Genomic DNA, 26,811 nt, shown 5'->3' with positions numbered 1-26,811 from the left:
GGTCATGCTCCGGAGGCAGGTCTGTCGCGGCTTTTCTCCCTGGCCAGCATGGTTTCCAGCTCCTCCAGCGTTTTTCCTTTTGTTTCGGGTACATATCGCAGCACAAAGACGAACCCGATAATATTACATATTCCGAAGAGGATAAAATTGATTACCGGACTCAGCCTGAGCAGGTAAGGCGAGATAAACACCACCAGAAAAGTGGCCAGCCACAACACGAAGGAGGCCAGGGACAAGGCTTTGCTGCGGATATGGTTGGGAAATATCTCGGACAGCAATACCCAGGTTACCGGCGCCAACGTAAATGCATATACGGCAATATAAGCCATGACGAAGGCGAATACCAGGGTACCGTTCACGGCCGTGCTGTTGAACGACCAGGCCAGCAGGAAAAGCAATACCGCCATGCAGGATGTGCCGATCAGCATCAACTTCCTTCTTCCCATTTTATCGACCAGCCCTACGGCAAGGATGGTCATTATAAAAAGGACGAGTCCCACAAAGACGGCATTCAGCAGCCCGTCTTTTATGCTGATATTGGCCTTGGCAAAGATGACCTGCATATAGGCGGTAACGTTGTTTGCCCCGGAGAATTGCTGCAGCACGGCCAGCCCGAAGCCGGTCAGCAGGATCGGAAGCACGGCGCTTCCGAAAAGCTCGGCATAGGTACCCTGTTGACTGCCGGCCTGCAGGGACCGGTGGATCTCCTGCAGCTCCTGTTCCGCGAAACGGTCGTTGCCTATTTTCTTCAATACCGTCTCCGCTTGCTGGTGAAAGCGGGCCTTGACGAGCCAGCGGGGACTCTCCGGTATGGCAAATAACGCGGCAAAAAAGACCAGCGCCGGCACCAGGGCGGCGCCGAACATCCATCTCCAGCTCTCCATGTTACCGGGATCCCCGACATAATAGCTCACCACGATCGCCAACAGTACGCCGGTTACAATGGACAGCTGGTTGGTAGAGACCAGTTTTCCCCGCATGGGAGCGGGCGCTATCTCGGCAATATACATCGGGGACAATACCGATGCCGCGCCCACACCTAATCCCTGTGCGAACCGCCAGGCCGCCAGCGCAACAGGCCCGCCCGAAAAGGTAGCGCCAACAGTTGTCACCAGGAAGGACGCCGCGGTAAAGATCAGCATCTTTTTTCTGCCCAGCCGGTCCGAAAGCCAGGCCGTCATAAAGGTGCCGCCCATACAGCCCACCTCGAAAATAGCCACCACCCAGCCCAGGGAAAAGCCTTCAAGATGAAACTGTTGCTGGATGAAAGGAATTACGCCGGTGATCACGCCCAGATCGAAGCCGAACATGAGCCCGCCCATGGCTGCGATCAGGCTCATGGTCAATACATATCTCCTGTTGTAGGAGAAATGCTTCTGGTTATATCCCGTTTCGCCGGTGGGAGAAGGTATGGTTTGCATGATCAATAGGATGGTGAAAAAAATTGTGTCAGAACGTAATGGTCAGCCCCCCGTCGACGGTCAGCACCGATCCGGTGATATAGGAGGCGTCGGGGCCGGCCAGGAAATAGGCTGCTCCGGCTATTTCTTCCGGGCGCGCCGCCCGTTTCAAAGGCAGGTGCTCCCCACTGATATAATTCTCCCGGAACCAATCCGATTCCAGCTCGTTTTTGCCGTCTTCCTTTACCGACATCGGCGTATCGACAAAACCCGGCGCTATAACATTGGCGAGGATATTCCGCGGGGCCAGCTCCACGGCGAGGGAACGGGTAAACTGGGTGAGCGCGGCTTTGGCCATGCCGTAGGCAGAGCTTCCTCTGGCTACCCGTTGAGCATGTATAGAGGTGATGTGGATGATGCGGCCCCCGTCCTTCATGAGGGGAACCAGGGCACGGCAGATCCCGACCGATCCGTACAGCATGACCTGCAGCGAAGCGTCCCAGCTTTGAAAGTCGGAATCAATGGCGCTCTGTTTCCGGGAGATGCCCACGCTGTTTATCAGCACGTCAAAATCGCCGAGTCTTCTTTGTACGGTTTCCCGGAGCGAGGCAATGTCTTCAGGATTACGGATGTCCATTTGATGCGCGATATGCCCTTCTCCCGGCAGCGTTTCGAGTGTGGTGGTACATCCCGCCTCTTCCAGGGCCGCCACCACTACCTGCCAGCCCTCCAGCGCAAACCGTCCTGCAATAGCCTTTCCTATTCCCGAAGATCCCCCCAGCACGATAACTTTTTTCCGCATGTTAAGATAGTTTTAAAAGGTCAATAGGTGGCTCTTCCCCCTGAAATGTCAAAAATAAAACCCGTAGTAAAGCTCGCTTCCCGGGATACGATCCAGCTCGCGATAGCCGCTACTTCCTCGACGGTGCCCAACCGCTTCATCGGTATCTTGGCCGTCATATAAGCCAGCTGCTCGGGCGCCGTATTCTCGTTCATCGCAGTTTTGATCACGGCCGGAGCAAGTCCGTTCACCGTAATGCCGGTTTCGGCGTATTCCTTGCCGACCCCTTTCACCAGGCCGATCACGCCCGCTTTCATCGAAGAGTAGCCTGCCATAAAGGGATTGCCTTCCTTGCCGGCAATGGAGGCCAGCAGCAGGATGCGTCCGTAATTGTGCTTCTCCATAGCCGCTACGGCATACTTGGTCATCAGGAAAGAACCCCTCAGATTGATGCCGTATATCTGATCATAGGCTGCCGTGCTGTAATCCGTGATCCTGGTATTCGTGGGTCCGACGATGCCGGCGGAGTTGACCATGATATCCACCCGCCCGAAATCATCTGCTACCTGCTGCATAGCCTGCCGCACATCTTCTTCGGAAGAGATGTCTACCACCGTTCCGCTGACGGACAGGTTTCCGGCTTTACATTCGTCCACGGTTTGCTGCAGCAATTTTTCGTTGATATCGAAAAGCACCACGGTACCGCCTTCCCCGGCAATGCGGAGGGCAATGGCTTTTCCCAGCCCGTCGGCTCCGCCGGAGATGACGGCTACCTGATCTGTAAATCGTTCCAAAATGTGTTGTTTTTAAATCTGTTCATAAAAATGGATCCGGCAGTATGTCCGGTCATCCCTTAAAGAGTATCTGCTTTTGATAACCCGAAGCTTTGTTGACCTTTGCATCCATCAGGTGATAAACCGTGGAAAGACGAGTCCCTTCTCCCTCCACTTCCCATTCCCGCGGGGACGACCTGACGAAACGGGGGCGGCTGCCCAACGAAACGGGTCCTGCACCTTCATATCCCAACAGCAGGGGACCATAGCTGATGCCATAGCGGCCGGGCCGGGTGTGTTGTGCGTTAACCCTGTTGCGTGTGCGCAGGGCCTGATCGAATTCGAGGGTAATGACATTCCCTTCTTTTAACACGGAGTTTATCATGAGGAAGCCGTTCTCCGTTTTGAAATCCTGCGGGCGGCCGTTCACCTTCAGACTATGCCGGCCGGCCCAGGAGGGCGCGAACAGGCCGAGCCTGATGTTATCCGGCGCGCTCCCGCCGGTAACGGTCAGGGTCATCTTTCCCGCAAAGGGATAGCCGGTCTCCTGCCGGAGCCGTACCGGTCTGCCCCCCAGTACCAGGTCTGCTTCACTGTTGTGGTAAAAGGGAAGCATCACGGCTTCCGGAGTGGTAAAACAGGCATAACGGATGGCGCTGGCCAGACCTTCCCCGCCGCGCATGGTACAGCACCAGTAGGCCTCGTCGGTGTTTACGCGCAGCACATCAGCGTCCGGACCGGGACAGTTATCCAGCCCGAAGCCGCCGTTGGCCCGCTGGGTATGCCCCAGCGCATTGTAGTAGATATGATGCGCATCTTCCAGATAAGCCGTCTTGCCGGTATGTTGCCACAGCTGAACGGCTACCATAAGTGAATCCACAATGGCGCAGGGTTCCGTCCATTCGGGACGGCCGAACCAGTTGAAGTTTTCATAGTTCTCCGTCATCGCTCCGGCGCGGTACAGGGCATACCGTTTTTCCACCTGCGACAGCAGATCTGCCCTGCGGGTCGTTTCATAATAGCGCAGTACGCCCCGCAATCCGGTGAGGGTGGCGTGGGTCTGCGCCTTTATTGCAATCAGGTCCATTTGCAGGAACCGGTCGGTCATCTCTTCGATAAGCGCTTTCAATTCGGCGGAGGGAAACAAGCCGTAGGCCTGCACTACGCCGTCCAGGAAAATAAAATCGCAGCCGATATCCGAAGACAACATCCATCTGCCAATCGTATTTTGGGTTGTGCCGGCCGCCTCGCCGGTGTTCTTCCGCCGGCTGCCGGGATCGATGGGATAGTCTTTGTGATGCCCCCGTGTGGGCAGGGCAAGGTTATAAATGATGTTGCGGATATGCTGCTTTACCTGGGGATCTTTCTTCCAGGCATAATGTTCGCACAGCCCGCGGAGCAACCATCCGTGTCCCGAAAGCTGCTGCTCCAGTATCTTGTCTTTCATGACGGGACCCAGGTAGCCCTTCTCGTTTACATGTGAAGGGATAAGCCGGATGATCTCATCAAGATACTTTGGCTCGCGGCGGGTAGCCTGCGCCTGCAGCGTCAGACCAAGTATAATACGTCCTTCCTTATCGCCGGGCCATCCCTCGGAGGCGCCCCCTGCATTGAAGTCATTTTCGGGCCTATAGATATCCGTTTCCAGCCGGTCATAATTTCTAAAGGCGCGGGTGAGCAGCTCGCCTTTCATCATGATATCCGCAAAAGCCGCCGGCTGCAGTAGCCGGCCGGCCGGGGCGGTGGTTGCGCTTCGGGTCAGGAAGTCCCTTATTCCGGCCGGCACAAAAGCTCCGGTTAATCCAAGCGCCGATGCCTGTTTCAGAAAATCCCTGCGGGTTTTCGGTTCCATAATCTGTTGTTTACAGTAAAAATAGAAAAATGCTGCTTAACGCTGCGGATCTACGATCTTTCCCTTAAACGTTTTCCGGAACCCTTCCGGTAACAGCAATACCGGCGCTTTTACCGGCCATGCGGTTTGCTTGATAAAGCCGGTTGCGGTGGCCCTGAAAATAGTGCTGTCGCCGTATTCCTGGAAATAAGTGCCCTGCAGCAGAACGTTGTCCATGAACAGCCGGTTATACTGACGCGTCATAATCCAGTAAAAATCATCCATGCGGTTGCCGTAGTGGTCGGACCATGGCTTTGTAAACAAAGGGTTGGCGACAAACCGGTCGATAACGTGATGAGAAGGCTCTACCGCAGTATGCTCCCAGGTCTCGTTAAAGCTGTTCACCCAGACCGATCGGGGCGCATACTGAATAACCCGCATCCACTGGCTGCGGTAAAAGTCTCCGTCTTCCCGGCCTACAAAGGTCAGTCCGTTCCAGAATCCGGGCATGACCGGCATCATCTCCGGGTCAGCAACATTGCCGTATTTCTCCGGAATGACCCAGCCATAGCAATTTGATTTCTCTCCGCTGGCGCCGGACTGGGTGCCGTCCATCCACCGGCAGGTGATCTTGTCGATATAGGCCCGGTCGCCTTTCCAGGTGTCGATGTCTTTTACATATTTCCATCCGGTGGTGATCATATGTATGACAAGAGGCTTGCCCTTCAGCAGATAATAGAGGTCTTTAAAAGGCAGGTAGAACTCCTCCCAGGCCCGTTTGCACTCCTGGTTCAGCCGGTTAAAAAAAGCATCCTCGCCTTCTATGCCGCGGGTGATGCCCAGGGAAATGTTCGCGTACATTTTGTGGTCGCCCGGTTTCAGATGCCGGTTCCAGTAACGGAGGCGCTCCATAAATTGCCTGGCCCGGTTGTCTACCCATGCATTACTTCCGTTGGTAATATCCAGCGTCACATAGGTGAAGCCGGCGTCGTGTATCTGCCGTATCTGTCTGTCATTGACCGCCGGGTCGCCCGAATCGTAAGTGCCTCCGTCCGGGATATAATCATTGCCCCAGGCTTCCCAGGTGTCGATGAGTGCCGGGTCGGCGGTTTTCCCCCTGCCCGGATATTCCAGCCCCAGCCATTTTCCGCCGGAAACGATCATTACAGCAGCCTTCTTGCCATCCGGGCTGCCCGGCATGCCGAACCCGGCATCGGGGATGTTGTTTTTGTGTTCTCCGTGTAGAAAATTTGCGACCCAGGTTTGCGGAGGTCCGAACCCTTTACCGGTTGAATATGCGGCACTCCAACTGCAAGCGCCGTTTTTATCCCAACATATCAGGTCGTCCCTGCCGTCTTTGTCGATATCGTACATCATACACACCGGCGGCCGGCTATCCTGCTTATCCCCGAAAATCTTTGAACCGGTAAGCCCCGTTGCCCAAACGGCTTCGCCGCTGCATTGCTTCCCGTCCGACAGCGCAACCTTCCAGGTGCCGCTGCTGAAATCTCCCGTAATGAGATCGGCTTTTCCGTCGCCGTTTACATCACCGACGATCCTGGTTTCCTCATCCGCACCAAAGCCGGAAGCGAGGGGATATGGGATTCCGAATCCATGGCCTGTCGACAATGCGGTAACCCATTTTCCCGCGCCCTGATAGACCAGGAGGTCTGCCTTCCGGTCTCCGTTGATATCTGCAAGGAAGGCCTGTCTGCCGGGCGCCTCCTCCTGGGGTAATTTCCACCGCACCGCGCTCCGGAACGCGATGTCCCCCGAGAGCGCAACATAGGCATCTCCCGTAGTCATATCCCTGAACAAAAGATCGGCTTTCCCGTCGCCGTCCAGGTCGCCCATCAGGGGTTGGATAAAAGTCCACTGCCCCCTGAACGTGAGCGCATGCACCGGCGTTAAAAAAGTATGGCCATCCGACAGCGCCACTTCGACGGCACCGCTTTTTCCTCCGTTCGCATATACGGCCACCGCGTCATCCTTTCCGTCTCCGTTGACATCCCGGAGAAAACAACGGACCGCGCCATCTCCGAAATGCGTGGCCCATTTCAGGGGACGCTCTTTGGCAAATAAGGTAGAATAAAATATTCCGGCATTCCGCTGCGCATGCAGGGGCCTGACGGTGAGCAGACAAAGGCAAGACATCGCCAGGGTATATTGAAGAATTCCTCTTCCGGCGTTCATCGCAATGGGCATATTATATCGGGTTAATCGATTGGTTGTTTTTTTGTGTTTTTGAAGCGCCGGATACTGTCCGGAAGCTTTTCTCGCGTTCCGGGCAGGCGATCAGCGCCTAATAACCCGGGTTCTGCCCGTTCACCCAGCCGTCCGGTCCGCCGTTCTGCGCCTGCATCTTCGGATTGGATTCCAGCCAGCCTTTGTAGACCGGGAACAGGTAATTCTTTTTGAAGAATTTCATCGGGTGTACCACCACGGTATTGTAATTATATCCGCCGGCTCCGTCGGGAACGATATCGATCCCGTTTACGGGTTTGTTCAACACAGATTCCGCGGTCTTCCACCGGATCAGGTCCCAGTAGTAGCGGTTCTCGAAAGCCAGCTCTATCCGCCGTTCCCGGCGTACAATATCGCGAAGATCGGATTGGGAAAAAGAGCTGGTCTTGTAAGAGACGGATAACTTGGGAATGCCTGCCCGCACCCTGACCTGGTCAATAGCGTCTATGACCGACTGGTCGATCTGGCCCAGCTCGATCTTTGCTTCGGCGTAGCCCAGTAATACCCCGGCATAGCGGAAATAGACAAAATTGGCGGCATCGTTGTTGACCGTAGCGGTCGTAAGCCGCTCGTCAATACCTTTCTTACGGTAGTAGCCGGTCTCCCTTTCCTGCGCCGGGTCACGAGCGTACTGGCCACCCTGCTTCATGTTGTAGGTGGCGCCCTGCCACACGGAACCGTCGTGAATGATAGACATATCGAAACGGGGATCCCGGTTGTCATAGGGATGTTTGGGATCCCAGTAGGGGGATTGCTCTTTGGGCAGCCCGTCTTTCATCAGGTAGGCGTCCACCAGGTTCTGGGTCGGCTGCATACAGGCCCAGGCTGCCGATACGGGCGGAGGGCCGAATAACAATGTTCTTCCCGAACCTTTTGTAGCGGGGGCGTGCTGATAGGCCCAGATGCTTTCTTCGTTATTGTTGTTTTCCGCCATGAACTGCGCGTTGTAGTCCGGGAACAGATGGTATATACCCAGATCCGTGATCTGCTGATAAGTGGCGGCGGCATCGGTGTAATCACCGGAAAAGAGCTCCGTCCATGCTTTCAGGGCGAGGGCCGCACCGCGGGTAGCGGCGCCGGTGCTCAGCTTGTTGGGCAGATCCGCTGCGGCTGCCGTGCACTCGTCCTGGATGAACTTGAGGGTCTCTGCCTTGGTGTTCCTGGGTCTGAAAACGCTGTCGCCCTGCTCGCTGATGCTGAGTACATCGGTGATCAACGGCACGCCGCCATACCCCATGTACAGCCATTGGTAGAAAAAGGCGCGCAGAAACCGGGCTTCCGCGATCTTGGTCTTCCGGAACGATGCCGAGAAATTATCCGGGTGCTCGTTCAGCTGCTGGATAAAGAGATTGGTCTTCCGGATATTGGCAAACTGCACGTCGTATTTAAAGGGCATGGCCGGGTAATCATGGTTGTACAGGCCGGGGTTGTAGTCAGACGGACCATATGAGCGGGCGACGCCCTGCACCCAGGAGATGCCCCATTGGAAGCGGTTGACCGCATTGTCCGACCAGTCCTCCATGGGATCGTAGTTATAGCCGGGCATCGCTTCGGCGTCGGGCATGGCGCCATAAATGGCATTCAGGAAAATATCGGCCCCGCTTGAATCCGCAAAGATCGTTTCGGCGGAGAGGTTGGTCTTGGGGACCACATTCAGAAAATCCTTGTTGCAGGAGGCGGTGATGATCAGCCCCAGTACGGCAAGAATGCTATAAGAGATGTACTTTTTCATGGCATATTATTTAAACCGTCAGAAGGTTACGGCGATACCTGCGGAAAATGTTTTTACGAACGGATAAGACCATCCTCTCTGGTTGGAGTTGGCGGTATTGCTGGTGCCCGCCTGTGTGAATTCGGGATCCACCAGGCCGTCCAGGTTGTCCCAGGTCTTCAGGTTGGTCCCGGAGAGATATATCCGTACATTTTGCAATTTGATCCTGTTCACTACTGCCGTGGGGAGCGTATAGCCAAACTCCAGGCTTTTCAGCCGCAGATAGTCGAGCCGGCGCAGGTACCAGCTGGACAGCTGCGTATTGTTGGTATTGCCGCCCTGTCCGAACGGACGGGGAAATGCGGCGTCCTGGTGGTCGGGTGTCCAATAATCCAGCACGGCCGTCGAAGAGTTGGCGCCGGTATAAAAAGGAAATACCAGCTCTCCGTTCAGGATGGCATGTCCGCCGGTTGCGCCCTGGAAGAATAGGTTCAGGTCAAAGCCTTTGTAGGAGATCCGCGGATTAAATCCGAACTGGACCGGAGGAATGGCGCTGTTGCCCAGCGGAACCTCATCGCTGACATCGATATGCCCGTCACCGTTAGTATCCTGATACCGGATATCGCCGGGAGCGACGCTGCCGAACTGTGTCGGAAAACCGTCGTCTGCTGTGATCTGCCCGTCCCCGTTTTTATCATCGGAGGTCTTGAACAGCCCCAGCGCCTTCAGGGCGAATATCTCGTTCAGGGGCCGGCCGGTCCGCCGGCGAACCGGATCGTTATAGGTGGCGGCGTTCTCAAAGGTCTGCACCAGCTTGTTCTGCGCGTAGCTGAACGTACCGGAAATATCCAGCGTAAGACCGTTGCTGAAGGCATGATAGCTGCTCAGGGTAACATCGATGCCATGGTTATCCATCTTGCCCGCATTGATCTGGGCAATGCCGATCCCGTATTCCGTGGGAATGGTGCTGTTGGGACTTACCAGCATATTGTTCCGCTTCTCGTAGAAATAATCCACCTCAAAGCCCAGGAGCCCTCTCCAGAGCACGCCTTCCAGTCCGATATCGGCTTTCTTGGCCCTTTCCCAGGTGATAAAAGGATTGGGCTCCACCCGTTCATTGGCGCCCTGTACTGTTTTTCCGTCCATGACATAGGCCGCTCCCGTGATAGACATGGAAGATGACCATTGGTCGGGTCCGACCAGGTTCCCGGATTCACCGTAAGAGCCCCTCAGCTTCAGGTTGTCGATCCAGGTGAGCCGGTCTTTGATAAAAGGTTCCTCGCTGATCCGCCAGCCGGCGGAAAAGGCCGGGAAAAATCCGTAGCGGTGCCCCGGTGCAAATACATAGCTGCCGTCGTAGCGGCCGGTCGCCCCCAGCAGGTATTTGTCCTTAAAGGCATAGTTCAGCTGGTAGAGATAACCAACCTGCCGGGTGTCGCCAGACCCACCTCCGTTACCCCAGTTGGTCTGGATCGGGCTGCCCAGCGACAGCTCGTCGATGTTCAGATCATAATTGGACCGGGAAGCGCTGAAATTATCATTATGATACTTCCGGGCATCCATGACGAGCAGCGCCGTGATGTCGTGGTTCCCGAATACCTGATGATAATTGATATAAGACTGGGATTCGAGCGCGGTTCCTTTTGAATATGCCTCGCTGAGGCTCGGCCGTCCGTCATTGGCAACGGGATCATAGGTGTAAGGGGAGGTGCTGGTATTGATCATGTAATAAGTGGGTGACGCCTCCGTCCAGCTCTTGGAAAAATCGTGTTCGGGATCATAGCTCACCACCTGCTTGATGCTCAGGCCGGGAATAAAGGGCAGGTCCTGGCTGATGGACAGCTGCGTCATGATGGCGGTATTGTCGTCCAGGCGGTTGCCCAGCTCGATGCCGGGGCGCAGCAGCTTGCCGTTGCTGCTGGCCAGCAGACCGTTTGAATAGTTTACCGCAGAAATGGGCAGATAGGCCTGTGCATTGGCAAAAGGATTGCCGTCGCCGTCCTGGGGACGGTTCCGCCGGCTATTGTAACCGCTGATGGAAACCGAGACGAGCGTGGTCTTGGTGACCTGCGCATCGGTATTGCCCACGAAATTATAACGATCCAGGTGCTCATCGCCCAACAAGCCGCCCTGATGGAGATAGCTCAGTCCCATGTAGTATTTTATCTTGTCCGTTCCTCCGCTTACCTGCAGGTTGTGCTGGGTCATGGGAACATTCCGGTTGAGCAATGCCTTATACGCATCGGTATTGGGATATTTATCGGGATCCGCACCCGGAGCCCCCTCGACGGTCTTTTTATAGCCTGCGATATCCGCATCCGTGAAAGACACGGGGCTTCCCGCATTTTTGTCGGCCACGTTCCGTAATGTGGCGTACTGGTATGCATTTAGCATCTTCGGCAGGGTGATCGGGTTGGACCAGGACACGTAGCCGTTATACGAAAAGGTCGGCGGACCGGCCTTGCCCCGCTTGGTGGTCACGAGGATAACTCCATTTGCGCCCGCGATGCCGTAGGGAGCGACGGCCGCCGCATCTTTCAGCACCGTTACCGATTCGATCTGGTTGGGGTTCACCGAGCTCATGCTGCGGGGGATGCCGTCCACCACCACCAGGGGCGCGTTATTGCCCGTTGTGCCGATGCCCCGGATATGGATTTCGCTTCCGTCGCTGCCGATCTCCCCGCTGGCCTGGGCGCCGATCACCCCGGCAATGCGTCCGGACAGGGAATTGGTAACGTTGGCCGTGGCGATGTTGTTGATGTCTTTTACCTGGAGCGTCGATACGGCGGCGGTCACGGAGGTTTTCTTCTGCGTGGTATAACCTACGTTGACAGTGACGGCAGCAAGGCTCCGGGCATTACCGGTCAGGGCTATGGTGATCGATTTCCTCCCGTTGACCGGTACCTCTGCCGTGGTGAAGCCTATATTGCTGATCACCAGGGTGCCGTTATCCGGAACGTCTAAAGTAAACTTCCCCTGATCGTCTGTGATGACGCCGGTTGCGGCATCTTTAAGCCGGACGGAGGCCCCCGGCAGCGGTTGTCCGTTCTGGTCGGTGACCGTGCCGCTGACCGTATCGTCCACTGTGATGACCGGTGGGAATGTGTTTCCCGGCGATATCATCTTCGCGGCATGTACGGAAAAGCTGCAAAAGATCAAAAGGAGCATGGCCTCCACCCGTTTGATAAGGATGCCCCGGCGGGATGGAGTGCCACTGGTCCCATAATACGTACTTGTCATGGTCAGTCGGTTTAACTGGTTAAAAAGCGATAACCGGCGGCTGTTCGCTTTACTACTTATTTTGCTTTGGTGGAACAGGGATAACTAAGCAAGTAACGGCACAGGCTTTTCTGAAAAGAAGGGTCAAAGCTATATCCCCCGGTGGCGATAAAGAAACACCGCATTTGCCATTTCTAATACAATATTTGCATGGATTTAAAAATCTCATCCCTCTCTTGTAAATAATGATTAATTTGGTTGATCATGGAGTAAAGATTTGCTGATATGAAGATTGTCTACGAACACCAGTCGCCGAACCCGGGGATGGGATTTATAGTAAAGGAATATCGCCAGGATCATTTTACCTCGCCCTTTCATTTTCACGATCTCTATGAGCTTATCCTGATCGTCAGAAGTTACGGGAAATTGTATGCGGGAAACAAGGTGCTGAATTTTAAGGATAATGAGGTCTTCCTGTTTGCCCCGGGATTTGCCCATTGTTTTTATAACGAACGGTCGTTTATCTCATCGGGTGAAACGGCGCATGCCATTGTGATCTTTTTCAGGGGGGATTTCCTTGGAAAGGATTTTTTTTCAAATGCGGAGATGGCCAGAAGCCGCGACCTGTTTCAGAACGCCGCCTTTGGCATAAAAGTGACCGACACCGATGCGCTGATGCACGGCTACTTTACCTCGATCACTCAGAAAAGCGGGATGGATGCGCTGATCATCCTGCTGCAGCTGATCAATCTGCTGTCAGGCAGAAACGATCTTAGCCTGATCAATCCGGAGGTATCCCGCGTAACGCTGAACAATGCGGATTCCGCACGGCTGGAGCCGGTGCTGAAATATGTAATCGAGAATTTTAAGGACGAGATCTACAACCGGGAAGCTGCCGCGCTCGCCTGTCTGAATGAAGCCGCTTTCTGCCGGTATTTTAAAAGCAGGACCCAGCAAACCTTTTCCCAGTTTGTGAATAACGTCCGGGTGGTGCATGCCGCGGACCTGCTGTTAAAGGAGGACCGGGGAATCGCCGACATCGGCTACGAATGCGGGTTTAAGAATATCTCCTATTTTAACCGGCAGTTCAAAAATATCATGGGCCAGACGCCTATGGCTTACCGTAATACCCTGAAGCGGGCCAACGATACGCTGATTGTCTGAACCTGCTCACAGCTTCAGCTCCTGGCGCTGTCCTGTCCGGCAGGCGCGGTAGATGGCGTCGATGATCTTCAGGTCCTTTACCGCTTCTTCCCCGTCTACCGGCACTTCAGGCTTTTCACCATGGAGAATGATCCCCGCCATGGCATCCATCTGCGCCGTCTGGTGGGTGACCACCGGCTGGGTGAGCTCGCCCTTGTGGGTGCGGCCTTTGATCGGGCCGTAGCCCGTTGAGGGTTGCATTTCGGCAAAACCCTTCTGCCCGTCGAGATAAAAACGGTCCAGGTTGTTCATGTTGTACGTGGAGAGGCAGGAGGCCACTGCCCCGCCGGGAAAGCCCAGCTGGAACTGTATGGTTTCATCCACCCCCTCCCTGAATTTTACCGGGTCTGTTTTGGTTTCCTGGGCCGTCACCCATACCGGATCCTCGCCGGTCATATAGCGCGCGCCATTGATGGCATAGATGCCGATGTCCATCAGGGAACCGCCGCCGGCCATGTCCTTTTTCAGCCTCCATTGTGTAGGATCGCCTATCTTAAAGCCGCATTGTCCCTGAAAGAACATGATCTTGCCGAACTCGCCGTTTTTGCGCATCCGGACCACCTCCAGGGTGCGTGGCTCGAAGTGCATACGATAGCCGACGAGCAACTTTACGCCCGCTTTTTTGCAGGCGTCTACCATCTCCTGTCCCATCTGCGCATTTAACGACATCGGCTTTTCGCTGATGACATGCTTGCCCGCCTTTGCCGCGCGGATCACATGATCGTGATGCAGCGAGTTGGGGGTGATGACATACACCACGTCGATATCGGGATTGTCTTTTATGCGGTCGAAATTCTCGTAGTTGTAGCGGTTCTTCTCCGGGATATTATAACGGGTGCCCCAGGTGCTGAGCTTCTCCGGTGTACCGCTGACCAGCCCCACCAGCCTGGCCCGTTTGCAGGATTGCATGGCTTCCGCCACCCGGCCGCCGTAACCGCCGAGGCCCAGAATGGCCACCCGCAGCAAGGGGCCTTCGGGTACCGGATCTTTCCGGACGGACGAAAAGCCGGACAAGGGGAGGAAAGGCAGCACGACGGCAGAGACCGCCATCTTTTGCAGGAAATTGCGACGTGTATCCATAACAGTGGTTTCAAAAGGTTAACAGGAGCCCCGGAGGTTACCCCAATATACGCATTTTCGGCAAATGTGTCCTGTTTCCCCCTATGGGGTGGTCCACTGATAGACAGCCATATCGCCCGGATCGACCTCCAGGGTGGGCAGGTAAGCGTTCGCCGGAACGAGGGAGCCGTCCTTCAATACTTTTTTTACGCCCCCGTCGCAGTGGATGGTCAGCTCCATGGGCTGACGGAAGTCGCGGTTGACCACCACGAGAAAAGTGTTTTGCCCATTCTTCAACACGGATACCACGGCGCCCTTTCCCTTTGTTTCCAGCGTCTTGATGGGTGCGGGCAAGGTGGTCAGGCGTTTTGTCCCGTACGGGATACTGTCTCCCGTATGCGAAACGGAAACGACCTTCGCGCCCAGGAAAACACCGGACAGGCTTTTAATTTCCTTATTCATGGTCCGGATGCGGTCATAGATCTCGCTGCGCTTGCCTTCGGGCGTGATGGGACCGTGATGAAAATCCCACTGTGTGCCCGTCGGCGTCCAGTAGGTGAAATACTGGATGCCTTGCGCCCCGTAGGCCAGGTCGCTGAATACCTGCAGCTTCAGTTCGGCTACCGTAGGTATGGGGTACGGGCCATGCGACACGGTAAGCGCAAAGGCCCAGAAAGGCTTTCCGGCCTTCCGCGCTTCATCGGAGAAGACCTCCAGGTTATCGTACCAGTCCCAGCGCAATGAATCGCCGACCACGGGATAATGATCGAACGAGAGCAGCTGCAGGGGAACGGTTTTTATGAAGGTATGGACATATTCCCGGTAAGTGCTGGTGCCGAGCGCTCCCGCGCCGTAAGTGGGCAGCAGGTTGAGATAACAGAAATGGGCTTTATCCACCGATTGGATCTTTTTTGCCCATTCGGCCAGGTCAGGAAAATCTTTTTTACCGGGTTCATCCCGGAGAAAATAACCGGCAACGGCGGGATGATGCATAAACCGCCGCACCGTATTCCGGGTATCGGTTTTCAGCTCGGGACAGGCTACGATCATCTTTATCCCGGCTTTTCGGGCGATATCCAGCGCCTTGGCCATCGCTTCCGCATCCGGAAAGTTGGTAAACTGGTAGGTGATCCCTGAGGCTTTCAGCTCCTCATAGCGGGCAAGAGAGGTCTGACCGGCCGGGATGCCATACCAGGCCAGGATAGGGATGTCGCCGGAAGCGCTTATCCGTTCCTGGGCTGCGGCGGGCTGCATATACAGGGAAGTCCAACACAGTAACAAGAGAAGATGGATATTTTTCATGGATCAATAATACGGCTTTTTGTATTTTGACGAAAGGAAGCATAGCGCATATGACGCTTTTCTTTTCCAGGATCATGCGTCCGGTAAATAAATTCCCGGATGGGAACCACAGTTTTAATTAATTTTAAACCGGTCAATACAGATATTCCGATTTGTACACTCCTCCTCCGATACCCGATGATGCTGCTTTGCTGTCCGGTCTGGCAGCCGGCGATGAGGCGGCCTTTAACATGCTGTTCGAGCGCTACAGGGATAAGCTGTACGGCTACCTGCGAAAGATCACCAAATCTGCTGAGGTCGCAGAAGAGATCGTCGTTGATATTTTTGTCAAATTATGGGAAGGAAGGGAGCTGGCGATCCAGATCCGGCAAATGGAGCCTTTCCTGCATAAAGTAGCCTATCATAAAGCTGTCGATTTTCTAAAGACCGCCTCCCGTCATGCCCGCCTACAGCAGGCTTACCTTGAGCGGCTTGAGCGTTCTTCCGAAAAGACGGCCGACGATCTGCTGATCGATACCGAATGCCGGAAGCTGCTCCGCGAGGCGGTCAACCGGTTGCCGCCAAAGCGAAAGCTGATCTATACCCTTAGCCGCGAGCAGGGACTGACCCATGACCAGATCGCCGCTGCCCTGAACCTTTCCCGCAACACGGTTAAGAACACGATGATGGCGGCCACCCGCTCCATCAGCAGCTTTCTCCAGCACCAGGGGTTGGGTAAGGCCGCGCTTTCCCTTTTCTTCCTCTTGGCCTGAAAACGCGCGTCGGTTTTTTTACCCTTTAATAGCCCTTTCTCTCGTTTGGTGCCGTCTTATGGGTACAAGCATTGGTTATGTCTTCTGATCCTCAGCGGCTGCGATACCTGTTTCAGCGATACCTCCGGGATACCGGCACCCCCGATGAACTACGGGAGTTCTGGACACGTTTTGCGGAGCTGGAGGAAGACGATCCTGTAAAGCAGGATCTCTGGCGGCTCTGGCATGACCAGCCTGCCGGCAGCCGGCCGGAGGAGCGGGACTGGGACCGGATGGCGCAGCGCATTCGCCGGAAAACAGCCGTGCCTGAAAAGCGCCGCGCTTCCGTGGTGCGGAGGTCCGTCCTTCGTGTAGCCGCTGCCGCCGCAGTCCTGCTGCTGACCGGGACCGGTATTTATTTCCTGGCTTACCGGAAAGCCATCCGGCCCACAGCGGAGAGCCATAGTGGGAGGCAGGGACCGGAAAACGACCTCGCTCCCGGCGGCAACAAGGCTGTCCTGATGCTGGCCAACGGATCTGCCATCCTGCTGGACAGCCTGCAAAGCGGTACGCTGCTCCTGCAGGGCAATGCCAAGGTAGTGAAACGGCAGAACGGCCTGGTGGCCTACACCGCTGCCGGCGGTGTTTCCGGCCGGCAGTCCGCAGTAGGGAACGGCGTGCTGAACACCCTGCGTACGCCGAGGGGCGGACAATACGGTCTCATCCTGCCGGACGGAACACGGGTATGGCTAAACGCAGCATCTTCGATCCGTTTCCCTTCGGTATTCGGCGGAAAGGTCCGGGAAGTGGAGCTGATCGGGGAAGCCTATTTCGAAGTGGCTCACCGTACCTCCGGTACGCGAGGCAATGGAGAAAACATCCCTTTTATCGTCAAGGCCGGCGGTATGAAAGTGATGGTGCTGGGCACGCATTTTAATGTCAACGCCTACCGGGATGAAGCGATTGTAAAGACTACCCTGCTCCGGGGAAGCGTACGGGTATCGGGGAACGGGCAGCAGCGGATGCTGTTGCCCGGGCAGCAGGCCCGGCTGGACCGGGCCGGGAAGATGGTCCTGGTGGAAGATCCCGACCTGGAGGCCATCATGGCCTGGAAGAACGGCTATTTTCAGTTCCAGAGCGATTCCATTTCCACCATTATGCGGCAGGTGTCCCGCTGGTATAATGTGGACATCGATTACCAGGGGGGCATTTCCCAGCTGTTCACCGGAAAGGTGCCGAGGAATGTCAATGTCTCTACTTTGTTAAACATATTGCAATCCACCGGCTGGGTGCATTTTAAGATAAGAGACAGCACGATTGTGGTGGAGCCTTAATACATTTTAAAAACACACATTATGCGAGCACGCGATTCTTGATGGCCTTGTCCGGAATAAAAAAACCGGGGTGCGCTAACACCACCGGTCAAGGTCCGGTTATCCTTTGAGCCACGACGAATGACTTTAGAAAAACCAAACCATACAAAAGTATGAAAATAACTATACATGGTAAGGCCATGCATGGGTTCTTTACCGCCAAAGCACTGAAGGTCATGAAGCTCTCGGTCCTCTTATTAACCGCTTTTTCCCTGCAGGTGAGCGCCGGTGCTTATTCCCAGACCATCACTCTTTCCGCGCAAAATACTCCCCTGAAGCAGATCTTTCATGAAATTGAGCAGCAGACGGGCTATACCTTCTTCTATGCCGGTAACCTGTCGGTGAAGGCGCGAAAGGTCACGCTTAACCTGCGACACGTATCCCTGGAAGAGGCCCTCAAAAAATGTTTTGAAGCGCAGCCTTTTACCTATCACATCATCAATAAGGTCATCATTGTAAACACCCGGATAAAGGTTCCGGACCCATTCCCGCCGGTAACGGCAGCTCCGCAGGCCGGTATCCGCGGCAACGTGACCGATGCGAACGGCAAGCCCCTCGAAGGAGTCACCGTTTCCCTGAAGGAATCGGGTGTAGGCACGGTCACCGATGCGGCCGGAAATTATACCCTAAAGGTGGATAACCCGGAAGGCGTGCTGGTCTTTACCTATGTCGGCTTTGATAAGCAAGAGATACTCATCGACGGGCTTTCTACCATCGATGTGGTCATGAAAGCCAGCATCTCTTCGCTGAACCAGCTGGTGGTGGTGGGCTACGGATCACAGAAGAAAAAAGACCTGACCGGCGCACTCGCAAGGGTGGATCTGGAACAAAGCCGTCTGCTGCCCAATGCGAACCCGGTGCAGAACCTTCGGGGCACGGTGGCCGGAGTAACGGTAACGGATAATGGCAGGCCTGGCTCCGACGCCTCCATCACGATCCGGGGGCGGAACTCGATCTCTGCCAGCAATGCCCCTCTGATCGTGCTGGACGGGATCATCTATGCCGGCGGAAGCCTGTCGGATATCAACTCCAACGATATTGCTTCCATCGATATCTTAAAGGACGCCAGCTCCTCGGCGATCTATGGCTCCCTGGCGGCAAACGGCGTCATCCTGATTACCACGAAAAAAGGCACCACCGCCAAACCAAGGATCTCGCTGAATACCTATTACGGGGTTTCCGACTTTGCCCACCTGCCCGATTACCTTGACGCTGCGCAGTACCTGCAGGCGCGCAAGGATGCGGAGGCTGCCGACGGCGGCCCGCTCCCCTTCCAGCCGCTGGAGGTAGACAATATCGAAGCGGGGAAAAGCATCGACCCCTGGAAAGCGATCAAACGGCGTGCGCCGGTGTACAGCAACGAGCTGAGCATCTCCGGGAAAAGCAACTGGGTGAATTATTATTTTTCCGGATCCTATACGAACGTGAAGTCGCCCGTGATGGGGGATAACTTCAGCCATCTTGCGGCCAGGATCAACCTCGATGTGACCGTCACGGACTGGCTGCATATCGGCACGAACACGGGATACAGCGTAAGGGACAACTCCGGGGTAAGGGCCGACCTGGGCGCGGCCAGCCAGATAAGTCCCTTTGCAGACCTCTATTACGATGACGGCGTCCCGCGCCCGCTGCCGATGAACCTGGGCGCCGTGCCCAACCCGCTGACCAAAACGCTCCTGAACGATAATCTGAACGTTACCAAAACGCTTTTCACCAACACATACGCCGACGTTTCGCTGCCCCTGGACGGTTTGACCTATCGCCTGAACGTGGGATATACCGCCAGGAACGACCGGGATTTCAATTATACGCCTTCCTTTAAACGGGAGCAGTTCTTTAATCTCGGCAGCGGCAGCAAGTCCTATGCGGAATCGGACAACCTGACGGTGGAGAACATCCTCAAATATGATCAGGTCATCGCCCGCGATCATGATGTCAGCCTGACGTTGATGTACGGGATCTATACGAACAAGTACGAAAATTCCGCGCTGAGCAGCAAGAATATCTTTAACGACCTGCTGGGGTACAACGGGCTGGAGATCGGGGACAACTTTTCCATCAATACGGGCGCCGGTAAAAGCCAGCAGGTTTCCTCCATGGGTCGCGTCGGGTATCGATACAAAGGCAAATACATTGCAGATTTTACGGTGAGGCGCGATGGCTATTCGGCTTTCGGCCGCGGGAAGAAATACGGCGTCTTCCCCGCCGTCGGGCTGAGCTGGAATATCTCCGAAGAAGATTTCTTTGCCGACGTCAAGGCCGTGAACAGCCTGAAGATCCGCGCTTCCTGGGGCAAGAACGGGAACCGGGGTGTCAGCGCTTATTCTTCCCTGAGCAAGCTGAGCCAGGTAAACTATGTCTTCGGCGACGGGGGCGCCACCTCCGTGGGGTTGTACACCACCTCGCTGGGTAACCCGGACCTGAGTTGGGAGGCCACGGCCAGCACCAACTTCGGGATCGACTTCAGCATCCTGTCCAACAGGATAAGCGGTACGATGGATTATTACCGTACCCAGACCAAAGACCTGCTGCTCAACCAGAGCATCCCTAACATGTCCGGCTTCACCTCGTTTCTGCGGAATATCGGGGAAACGGAGAACAAGGGTTTTGAGTTATCGCTGAATACGACCAATATCCAGCAGAACGGCTTTACCTGGAACACCCGGATCGCCTTTTCGCTGAATCGGAACAAGATCGTCAAGCTGACGGGGAATGACCTGAATAAGGACGGGAAAGAGGACGACGATATCAACAACAAATGGTTTATCGGCTACCCCCTTGGCTCGAATTACGACTATGTGTTTGACGGCATCTACCAGGAAGGTGACGATCTGTCCCTGATCCCGAGCGCCAAGCCGGGGCATGTCCGGTTCAGGGACATCAACGGGGACGGCGTCATCACTCCCGACGACAAGCAGGTGATCAGCTCCAGCGAACCGGATTTCCTGGCCGGCGTCACCAATACTTTTTCCTATAAAGGAATAGCCCTGATGTTCATGTTCAACATCCGCCAGGGCGGGGAAAGCGCGATCCCCACGCTGAACCCCGGCACCAATTATTACGATCTGTTCAATACCCTGGATGTGCCGCACTGGACACCCGAACACCCGAGCAATACCTATCCTGCCATCAATTACCGCGATCCCCTGGGATACCTGTTCTACCAGAGCCGGAGCTTTGTCCGCCTCCAGGATGTATCGCTCTCCTACGATCTTCCCCAATCCCTGGTAGAGAGGATAAAGATGCACGCGGTGAAGGTGTATGTCAGCGGAAAGAACCTGGTCACCTGGACGCGCTGGATGGGCTGGGATCCTGAATTCGGCGCCGGCGCGAGGAGCCCGGGCGACAACGGGCCCTTGTTGAAATCCTATACCGTTGGACTGAACATTCAGCTTTAAACTTCCGAAACACATGAAAAATCATATCAGCTCAATAACTGGCGCCGGCAGGGCTTTCTGTACAGCGCTGCTGCTGGTTTCCGCCTTTGTTCTTAACGGCTGCAAGGACTCCTTCCTGGATGAAAAGCCGCTGGACCAGTTCAGCCCCGAAAGCCTCCTGGTCGATTCGGCGGGGTTCGAGACCGCTGTGGTGGCGCTTTACTATACCGCGCGCGAAGAATGTACCCTGGGAGGAGTCAACTTCGACTACATGAACCTGGGCACCGATATATGCGACTGGGGCCGGCCCGACAGCCGGGGCTTTAAGGACTATACGCTGCTGAATTCGGAGTATGATCCGGTGAACACGTATTGGAACTGGGCCTATGAGGACATGATCCGTCAATGCAACCTGATCCTGGACAACCTGGATAACCCGGAGGTACAGCTATCTGCCTCTGCCAGGGCATCCTTCCTGGGGCAGGCCAAGTTTTTCAGGGCCTATGCCTATAATGTGCTGGTGAACCTGTATGGGGGCGTGCCCATCGTGGACCACCAGATCACCACACCCAAGTTCGACTTTCAGCGCGCCGGCAGGAAGGAAGTGCTGGAGTTTATCCGCAAGGACCTCGAAGATGCCGCCGACAGCCTTCCGGTTGTTGGAAATGTATCAGACGGGCGAATCTACCGCGCAGCCGCTTACCACCTGCTGGCGGAGGTCTATATCAGCCTGGGCATGGAAACCGGCGACGACGCCTTTTATGATCAGGCAGTTTCCGCTGCCGGCAAGGTCATCAACGGGGAGGTCGGTAATTATAAGCTGATGACCGAACGGTTCGGGGACCTGACCCGCGAGGGCGACGTTTTTTCCGACCTGTTCTGGACCAACCAGCAGAACCGGTCTTCCGGCAACCTGGAAGTGATCTGGTCCCTGCAGTTCGAAAGCTATACCATTGGCGGCGGCACCGGTACCGGCAGTTCCGGTAACCTTCTTGCCCGGCTCTGGGGGATGGAATATGATAAGATCAAAACCCCGAACGGGGTGTCCAATATCTCATCCAAGGAAATGCTGCGAGGCATTGGCGTCATGATCCCCACCAATTATTTCAAATACCGGATCTGGGACGGGGACACCGGGGATATGCGGAACTCCCCGTACAACATCCGGCGGGAGTTTTATTATGATAACCCCGCCGACCCGGAGTACCTCGGGAAAAAGATCCTGACGGGCAGGGATGCCAAAGGCCGACTGGTGGTAGCTAAGGAAGACGGCACGCTCACGGGACAAATCCTGGACACCACCCGGGGGTACTATCCCTGGATCCGGAAGATCGACGGTCTGCCCTTCAACGACGACGTGACCCTCGGGGCCACCCCCAATGATGTCATCAGGATGCGGCTGGCGGAGACCTACCTGCTGCGGGCCGAAGCTTACTTCAGAAAGGGGGACCGCGAAGACGCCAAAAACGATATCAATGTCATCCGGAGCCGCGCGCATGTCAAGCCCATTACGGCCGCGGATGTATCCGTCGACTTTATACTGGATGAGCGCGCGAGGGAGCTGGTGATCGAAGAGCCACGCCGGCGCACGCTGGTGAGGATGGGTGTATTGTATGACCGCGTCCGCCGGTATAACCCCGCGTCCGCCGCCACCATCAGGCCCTTTAACCAGCTCTGGCCGATCCCGCAGCGCGCGATCAATTCCAATACCGGGGCAGCGCTCGAACAGAACCCCGGGTATTGATCACTGCCTTCCCGGAGGCAGAATTTTTTTGAAAGCATACGGATCCCTATATTCAACAAATATCAAAATACTCGGACATGCACAGAAAAACATTTATACAGCACGCCGCCCTGCTGGCCTCCGGCGCCCTGCTGACGCCGCATATCCTGCGGGCCCAAAGAAAGGAAGACCCTGTTATCCTGCTCGTATCCGGCTGGCAGGATGTGAACATCGGCGACATTGCGCATACCCCCGGGCTGCTGCATGTACTGCAGACCTTTATTCCCCGCGCCAGGATCATCCTGTGGAAACGAAGTACCGGCGAAACCGTGCGGAAAATGCTGGAAAGGGATTTTCCCAAAGTAAAGATCATCTACGGGAACGTGGATGCGGACAAGAACGTGGACAACCCGGAAGTGATGGAAGCCTTCCGGGATGCGGATATCATGATCCACGGCTCGGGCCCCAGCGTGGTGGGCAAAACGAATCTCGAAGCCTGGGCAAAGCATACCGCCAAACCTTTTGGCATCTTTGGGACCACCATCCAAAATATCAATGACAGCCTGAAGACCCTGCTGGAGAAAGCCTCCTTTATCTATACCCGTGAAACCGCTTCGCTGAAGGTGCTGAAGACGGCGGGGATAACCGGCCGGCACATCTCCTTTGCGCCGGATGCCACCTTCTATATGGACATACGCGATGATGCAAAGGGCGACCGGTTCCTGTCGGAAAATAAGCTGGAAGCGCAAAAGTTCATCTGCGCCATTCCCCGTCTGCGGGTCACGCCCTATTATAAGATCAGGGAAAACAACGCCGGCTGGAGCGATGAAAAGATCCGGCAGGTCAATGCGCTGAACGACAGCAAAAAGGAGGCGGATCATGCCAAGCTGCGCGAAGCGATGACGGCCTGGGTCCGGGAAACGGGCCATAAGGTGCTGGTATGCCCCGAGATGACCTATGAGGTGGACATCATGGATGAGCTGCTGATCGATCCCTTGCCGGCGGATGTAAAACCGTATGTGATCAAGCGCGGCTACTGGCTTCCCGATGAGGCGGCTTCGGTATATGCCAAGGCGCACACCGTGCTCAGCTTTGAATGTCATTCCCCCATCATCGCCGCCGCCAACGGCGTGCCCTTCTTTTACCTGCGTCAGCCGGAAGATACCATCAAAGGGCAAATGTACTACGACCTTGGCTTTGACGACTGGGTCTTTGAGATCGAACAGCGCAGCGGAGCGCAGATCACTGCTGAGCTGCGGAAGGTATGGCAGCATTATGACCAGGCGAAAGACAAAGTGGCTTCCGGCATGCGTCAGGTTGGTAAGATATACGCCGCGGCCACAGGAGTGGTGCGGCAGGAGATCGGGCACATCCGTAAATAAACCGGGCTGCCCGGGCAGCGGCAGGCTTCGCCTGGCGTTCCGGTTTGCAGAATTACCGCGATTTGTCTATTTTGTTTCTGGAAAAATCCGTCAGACAACCGCAAAACCATGCTCATCATCACCGGAAAGCCGGGTCTTCTGCTCCGCCCCTTCATATGGAGCGCCGCGCTCATGCTGCTGGCTTCCACAACAAGGGGGCAGGGCTTCCTGCACCGTCAAGGGAAAAAGATCGTGGACGGCGGCGGACAGGCGGTCCTGCTGAAAGGCATAGGGTTGGGCGGATGGATGCTGCAGGAGCCGTATATGTTAAAACTTTCCGGTGTTGCAGTTAACCAGCAGGGCATACGTGCCCGCATCAGCGAGCTGGTCGGCGAGGAGAAGATGAAGCAGTTCTACCGGGAATGGCTGCACGACGGTGTGCAAAAATCGGATATCGACTCGCTGGCGGCCTGGGGCTTTAACTCGGTACGCCTGCCCATGCATTACAATCTGTTTACCCTGCCTGCGGAGCAGGAGCCTGCGCCGGGGAAGCAAACCTGGCTGCCGGAGGGCTTCCGCCTCACCGACAGTCTGCTGAGCTGGTGCCGGGCCGATCATATTTATCTCATCCTCGACCTGCATGCCGCCCCCGGCGGACAGGGACACGACCTGCCCATCGCCGACCGCGATTCCGCCGCCGCCTCCCTCTGGCAGAGCAGCGCCAACCGGGAGAAGACGGTAGCCCTCTGGAAAAAGCTGGCCGAACGGTACAAGGATGAAGCCTGGATCGGGGGGTACGATCTGCTCAACGAACCCAACTGGTCGTTTGACCACCCGGAGAACAAGAAGGATCACGGCTGCGACGATAAGACCAATGCCCCGCTCCGGCAGCTGCTGGAGGAGATCACGCGCGCCATCCGTACGGTGGACCGTCATCACCTGATCTTTATTGAAGGCAACTGCTGGGCCAACAACCACAACGGCCTGTTGCCCCTGTGGGATGAGAACATGGCGGTGAGCTTTCACAAATACTGGAACAAGAACAACGAAGCGTCCATCCGGCAATTCCTGGACATCCGCGAAAAGTATGGCGTTCCCCTCTGGCTGGGAGAATCCGGGGAGAACAACAACCAGTGGTACCGCGAGGCGGTGCAGCTGATGGAAAGTCACGATATCGGCTGGTGCTGGTGGCCGCTCAAAAAGATCGGCAGCAACAATCCTTTCGAAGTAAAGATGCCGGCAGCATATCCGGCGCTCATCCGCTACTGGAAGGGGCAGGCGCCGCGGCCGGATCCATCGCAGGCTTATCAGACCTTATTGCAGCTGGCCCGGAACTACCGGACGGGAAACCTGGTCGTTCATCAGGATGTTATCGGCGCGCTGTTCGGCCGGCCCTGAACGGTTGACTGACCGCGCGGGGCTTTCACCGGGCGGCAGCGAAGCCGCCTTCCGCAAATACCCGGCTGCCCTTACCGCCGCGGCGTCTGCGGGCCATAGCCGCTTTGCCCGTGGAACCAGCGGGCCGCCTGTCCGGCCAGCCAGAGATAATAATCGCTGCCCAGGTCGGGATCGATGCCGGTAAAGCTGCCATCGCCATTCAGCGGGAGACGGTCGCTGGTGGCGCACTTGAAGATGGCTGTTCCCTCGTTCATCTCGTCGAACATCGCAATATAAAGCATGGCGGCCCCGGCGGCTTTTTCCGCCGCTACCTGCTGCCAGAAGAAGTTGCCGCGGTCCCGCGGAATGCTGCGGGTATCCGGACCGTTCATGTTTTTCCAGGAGAAGCCGGGAAAAGCCAGCGGCGCGTATTCCACCCCGTTGGTTTTACACCAGGCCAGGTCTTTGCCGATCAGCTCCTTAAAGCCGGGAAAGCTGCGGGAATCATAGCGGCCCACGAACCAGGGCATGATGATGTCGCATTCCCGGATCAGGCGGTGCAGCGCTTCGTCCGGCAGGGCGTCCATCTTCAGCTCCCGCCAGTAGGTGGGTACGCCCAGCATCACGCTGAACCCTTTTTTCTTCAACCTCTGTATGATCGTTTCCGCTTCTTTGAAGCCGTACCGGCGGTGATCGTTAAAGCCGACGCCCCATACCACCACCAGCGGCTTTCCGTGTTCATGGAGATAAGTAGGGCTTTTGCTGCCGTGCAGCAGATCGTATTTTCCCGACAGCTCATCGATATCCCGCAAAACAAGCTGCTCCTCACCGGGGTGCATCCCGCTGAGGTCGTACATGATACAGATGGCGCGGCCGTAACGGGTGGCGGCATGCATGGCATAATCCAGCACCCGGTTGAAGTGATGTTTGCCGCTGGGGTTCCTGATCTCGCTGACAAAGCGTTGCATAAACACGCCGTCGATGCCGTATTGCTGCATCCACTTGAAATGCAGGCTGACGGTGGAGGAATCATAGGGACTGAAGACATAGGCAGGCGACCCGTTTTTATAGACAAAGTCCGTCTTGTACGTCTTCGTGTATTCGGATACGTCCGGCCAGAAGTCGATCACGCTGGAGCCAGGGCCGAAGGTGCCGCCTTTCTGGTAATGATGCCAGCCGCGGTCCGCGCCGTCGCCCGGTGTATTGAACCAGCCCTGGTAACCGGCCATCACGAGACCGCGGTAGGTCGGATACCTGGGCGCATGTGCGGTCTGGGCCTTCAGCCCTGCCGGCAGCGTACAGCAAAAGAGCAGGGAAATAAACAAATATCGCATCATCGTTTTTTT

Annotated in this window: 17 protein-coding genes; 7 read left to right on the top strand and 10 right to left on the bottom strand. The window is 55.9% G+C overall.

The window, feature by feature from the left end:
* Positions 1-2: 2 nt before the first annotated feature.
* The 7 genes from ABD851_RS13420 to ABD851_RS13390 all read right to left on the bottom strand — a co-directional run bounded on the left by ABD851_RS13420 (position 3) and on the right by ABD851_RS13390 (position 11,980).
* Positions 3-1,421, bottom strand: coding sequence for a sugar porter family MFS transporter (locus ABD851_RS13420; RefSeq protein WP_344980106.1), 1,419 nt, complete (start codon positions 1,419-1,421; stop codon positions 3-5).
* A gap of 28 nt (positions 1,422-1,449) precedes the next feature.
* The gene (locus ABD851_RS13415) at positions 1,450-2,202 is read right to left on the bottom strand and encodes an SDR family NAD(P)-dependent oxidoreductase (RefSeq protein WP_344980104.1); all 753 of its coding nucleotides are present in this window, start codon (positions 2,200-2,202) and stop codon (positions 1,450-1,452) included.
* 20 nt (positions 2,203-2,222) lie between these two features.
* The gene (locus tag ABD851_RS13410) at positions 2,223-2,975 is read right to left on the bottom strand and encodes an SDR family NAD(P)-dependent oxidoreductase (protein WP_344980102.1); all 753 of its coding nucleotides are present in this window, start codon (positions 2,973-2,975) and stop codon (positions 2,223-2,225) included.
* A 52-nt stretch (positions 2,976-3,027) separates the two neighbouring features.
* Positions 3,028-4,806 (bottom strand): twin-arginine translocation signal domain-containing protein, encoded by a 1,779-nt coding sequence (locus tag ABD851_RS13405; RefSeq protein WP_344980100.1) that lies wholly within the window; start codon positions 4,804-4,806, stop codon positions 3,028-3,030.
* A gap of 36 nt (positions 4,807-4,842) precedes the next feature.
* Positions 4,843-6,939 carry an FG-GAP-like repeat-containing protein gene (locus ABD851_RS13400; RefSeq protein ID WP_344980098.1) on the bottom strand — a complete coding sequence of 699 codons (2,097 nt, stop codon included), beginning with the start codon at positions 6,937-6,939 and terminating at the stop codon, positions 4,843-4,845.
* Positions 6,940-7,087: 148 nt separating this feature from the next.
* On the bottom strand, positions 7,088-8,761 hold the full coding sequence (locus tag ABD851_RS13395) for a RagB/SusD family nutrient uptake outer membrane protein (RefSeq protein ID WP_344980096.1): 1,674 nt from the start codon (positions 8,759-8,761) through the stop codon (positions 7,088-7,090).
* An 18-nt stretch (positions 8,762-8,779) separates the two neighbouring features.
* Entirely contained in the window at positions 8,780-11,980 is a 3,201-nt protein-coding gene (locus ABD851_RS13390; protein WP_344980094.1) for a SusC/RagA family TonB-linked outer membrane protein, read from the bottom strand.
* A 264-nt stretch (positions 11,981-12,244) separates the two neighbouring features.
* On the opposite strand from ABD851_RS13390, the gene ABD851_RS13385 reads away from it, so the two are divergent.
* Positions 12,245-13,123: an AraC family transcriptional regulator gene (locus tag ABD851_RS13385; RefSeq protein WP_344980092.1), complete on the top strand. Its 879-nt coding sequence runs from the start codon at positions 12,245-12,247 to the stop codon at positions 13,121-13,123.
* Between the two features lie 6 nt (positions 13,124-13,129).
* Here the strand turns inward: ABD851_RS13385 and ABD851_RS13380 are convergent, their stop codons facing one another.
* A complete protein-coding gene (locus ABD851_RS13380) occupies positions 13,130-14,242 on the bottom strand; it encodes a Gfo/Idh/MocA family protein (RefSeq protein WP_344980090.1) in 1,113 nt (370 codons plus the stop codon).
* 81 nt (positions 14,243-14,323) lie between these two features.
* Positions 14,324-15,523 carry a beta-galactosidase gene (locus ABD851_RS13375; RefSeq protein ID WP_344980088.1) on the bottom strand — a complete coding sequence of 400 codons (1,200 nt, stop codon included), beginning with the start codon at positions 15,521-15,523 and terminating at the stop codon, positions 14,324-14,326.
* Between the two features lie 152 nt (positions 15,524-15,675).
* Here ABD851_RS13375 and ABD851_RS13370 point away from each other — a divergent pair, with 152 nt between their 5' ends.
* The 6 genes from ABD851_RS13370 (at position 15,676) to ABD851_RS13345 (ending at position 25,486) form a co-directional block, all read left to right on the top strand.
* Positions 15,676-16,275 carry an RNA polymerase sigma factor gene (locus ABD851_RS13370; protein ID WP_344980087.1) on the top strand — a complete coding sequence of 200 codons (600 nt, stop codon included), beginning with the start codon at positions 15,676-15,678 and terminating at the stop codon, positions 16,273-16,275.
* Positions 16,276-16,352: 77 nt separating this feature from the next.
* On the top strand, positions 16,353-17,588 hold the full coding sequence (locus ABD851_RS13365; protein ID WP_344980084.1) for a FecR family protein: 1,236 nt from the start codon (positions 16,353-16,355) through the stop codon (positions 17,586-17,588).
* A 152-nt stretch (positions 17,589-17,740) separates the two neighbouring features.
* A complete protein-coding gene (locus tag ABD851_RS13360) occupies positions 17,741-21,025 on the top strand; it encodes a TonB-dependent receptor (protein ID WP_344980083.1) in 3,285 nt (1,094 codons plus the stop codon).
* A 13-nt stretch (positions 21,026-21,038) separates the two neighbouring features.
* Positions 21,039-22,748 carry a RagB/SusD family nutrient uptake outer membrane protein gene (locus ABD851_RS13355; RefSeq protein ID WP_344980081.1) on the top strand — a complete coding sequence of 570 codons (1,710 nt, stop codon included), beginning with the start codon at positions 21,039-21,041 and terminating at the stop codon, positions 22,746-22,748.
* 77 nt (positions 22,749-22,825) lie between these two features.
* On the top strand, positions 22,826-24,109 hold the full coding sequence (locus ABD851_RS13350; protein ID WP_344980079.1) for a polysaccharide pyruvyl transferase family protein: 1,284 nt from the start codon (positions 22,826-22,828) through the stop codon (positions 24,107-24,109).
* Positions 24,110-24,217: 108 nt separating this feature from the next.
* Positions 24,218-25,486: a glycoside hydrolase family 5 protein gene (locus ABD851_RS13345; protein ID WP_344980077.1), complete on the top strand. Its 1,269-nt coding sequence runs from the start codon at positions 24,218-24,220 to the stop codon at positions 25,484-25,486.
* A gap of 71 nt (positions 25,487-25,557) precedes the next feature.
* Here ABD851_RS13345 and ABD851_RS13340 read toward each other — a convergent pair whose 3' ends face one another.
* The gene (locus ABD851_RS13340) at positions 25,558-26,802 is read right to left on the bottom strand and encodes a glycoside hydrolase family 99 protein (protein WP_344980075.1); all 1,245 of its coding nucleotides are present in this window, start codon (positions 26,800-26,802) and stop codon (positions 25,558-25,560) included.
* Positions 26,803-26,811 lie beyond the last annotated feature (9 nt).

The sequence above is a fragment of the Compostibacter hankyongensis genome (genome assembly GCF_039541075.1).
GTDB lineage: Bacteria > Bacteroidota > Bacteroidia > Chitinophagales > Chitinophagaceae > Compostibacter > Compostibacter hankyongensis.
The sequence above is the reverse complement of the archived record's forward strand: the minus strand, read 5'-3'. Positions and strand labels throughout refer to the sequence as shown.

What these genes read in the sequence shown, in the direction of transcription:
- ABD851_RS13395 (WP_344980096.1), bottom strand. Translation starts at nt 8,761, where the DNA reads ATGAAAAAGTACATCTCTTATAGCATTCTTGCCGTACTGGGGCTGATC.
- ABD851_RS13345 (WP_344980077.1), top strand. Translation starts at nt 24,218, where the DNA reads ATGCTCATCATCACCGGAAAGCCGGGTCTTCTGCTCCGCCCCTTCATA.
- ABD851_RS13390 (WP_344980094.1), bottom strand. Translation starts at nt 11,980, where the DNA reads ATGACAAGTACGTATTATGGGACCAGTGGCACTCCATCCCGCCGGGGC.
- ABD851_RS13415 (WP_344980104.1), bottom strand. Translation starts at nt 2,202, where the DNA reads ATGCGGAAAAAAGTTATCGTGCTGGGGGGATCTTCGGGAATAGGAAAG.
- ABD851_RS13340 (WP_344980075.1), bottom strand. Translation starts at nt 26,802, where the DNA reads ATGATGCGATATTTGTTTATTTCCCTGCTCTTTTGCTGTACGCTGCCG.
- ABD851_RS13360 (WP_344980083.1), top strand. Translation starts at nt 17,741, where the DNA reads ATGAAAATAACTATACATGGTAAGGCCATGCATGGGTTCTTTACCGCC.
- ABD851_RS13365 (WP_344980084.1), top strand. Translation starts at nt 16,353, where the DNA reads ATGTCTTCTGATCCTCAGCGGCTGCGATACCTGTTTCAGCGATACCTC.
- ABD851_RS13375 (WP_344980088.1), bottom strand. Translation starts at nt 15,523, where the DNA reads ATGAAAAATATCCATCTTCTCTTGTTACTGTGTTGGACTTCCCTGTAT.
- ABD851_RS13380 (WP_344980090.1), bottom strand. Translation starts at nt 14,242, where the DNA reads ATGGATACACGTCGCAATTTCCTGCAAAAGATGGCGGTCTCTGCCGTC.
- ABD851_RS13350 (WP_344980079.1), top strand. Translation starts at nt 22,826, where the DNA reads ATGCACAGAAAAACATTTATACAGCACGCCGCCCTGCTGGCCTCCGGC.
- ABD851_RS13420 (WP_344980106.1), bottom strand. Translation starts at nt 1,421, where the DNA reads ATGCAAACCATACCTTCTCCCACCGGCGAAACGGGATATAACCAGAAG.
- ABD851_RS13405 (WP_344980100.1), bottom strand. Translation starts at nt 4,806, where the DNA reads ATGGAACCGAAAACCCGCAGGGATTTTCTGAAACAGGCATCGGCGCTT.
- ABD851_RS13400 (WP_344980098.1), bottom strand. Translation starts at nt 6,939, where the DNA reads ATGTCTTGCCTTTGTCTGCTCACCGTCAGGCCCCTGCATGCGCAGCGG.
- ABD851_RS13355 (WP_344980081.1), top strand. Translation starts at nt 21,039, where the DNA reads ATGAAAAATCATATCAGCTCAATAACTGGCGCCGGCAGGGCTTTCTGT.
- ABD851_RS13385 (WP_344980092.1), top strand. Translation starts at nt 12,245, where the DNA reads ATGAAGATTGTCTACGAACACCAGTCGCCGAACCCGGGGATGGGATTT.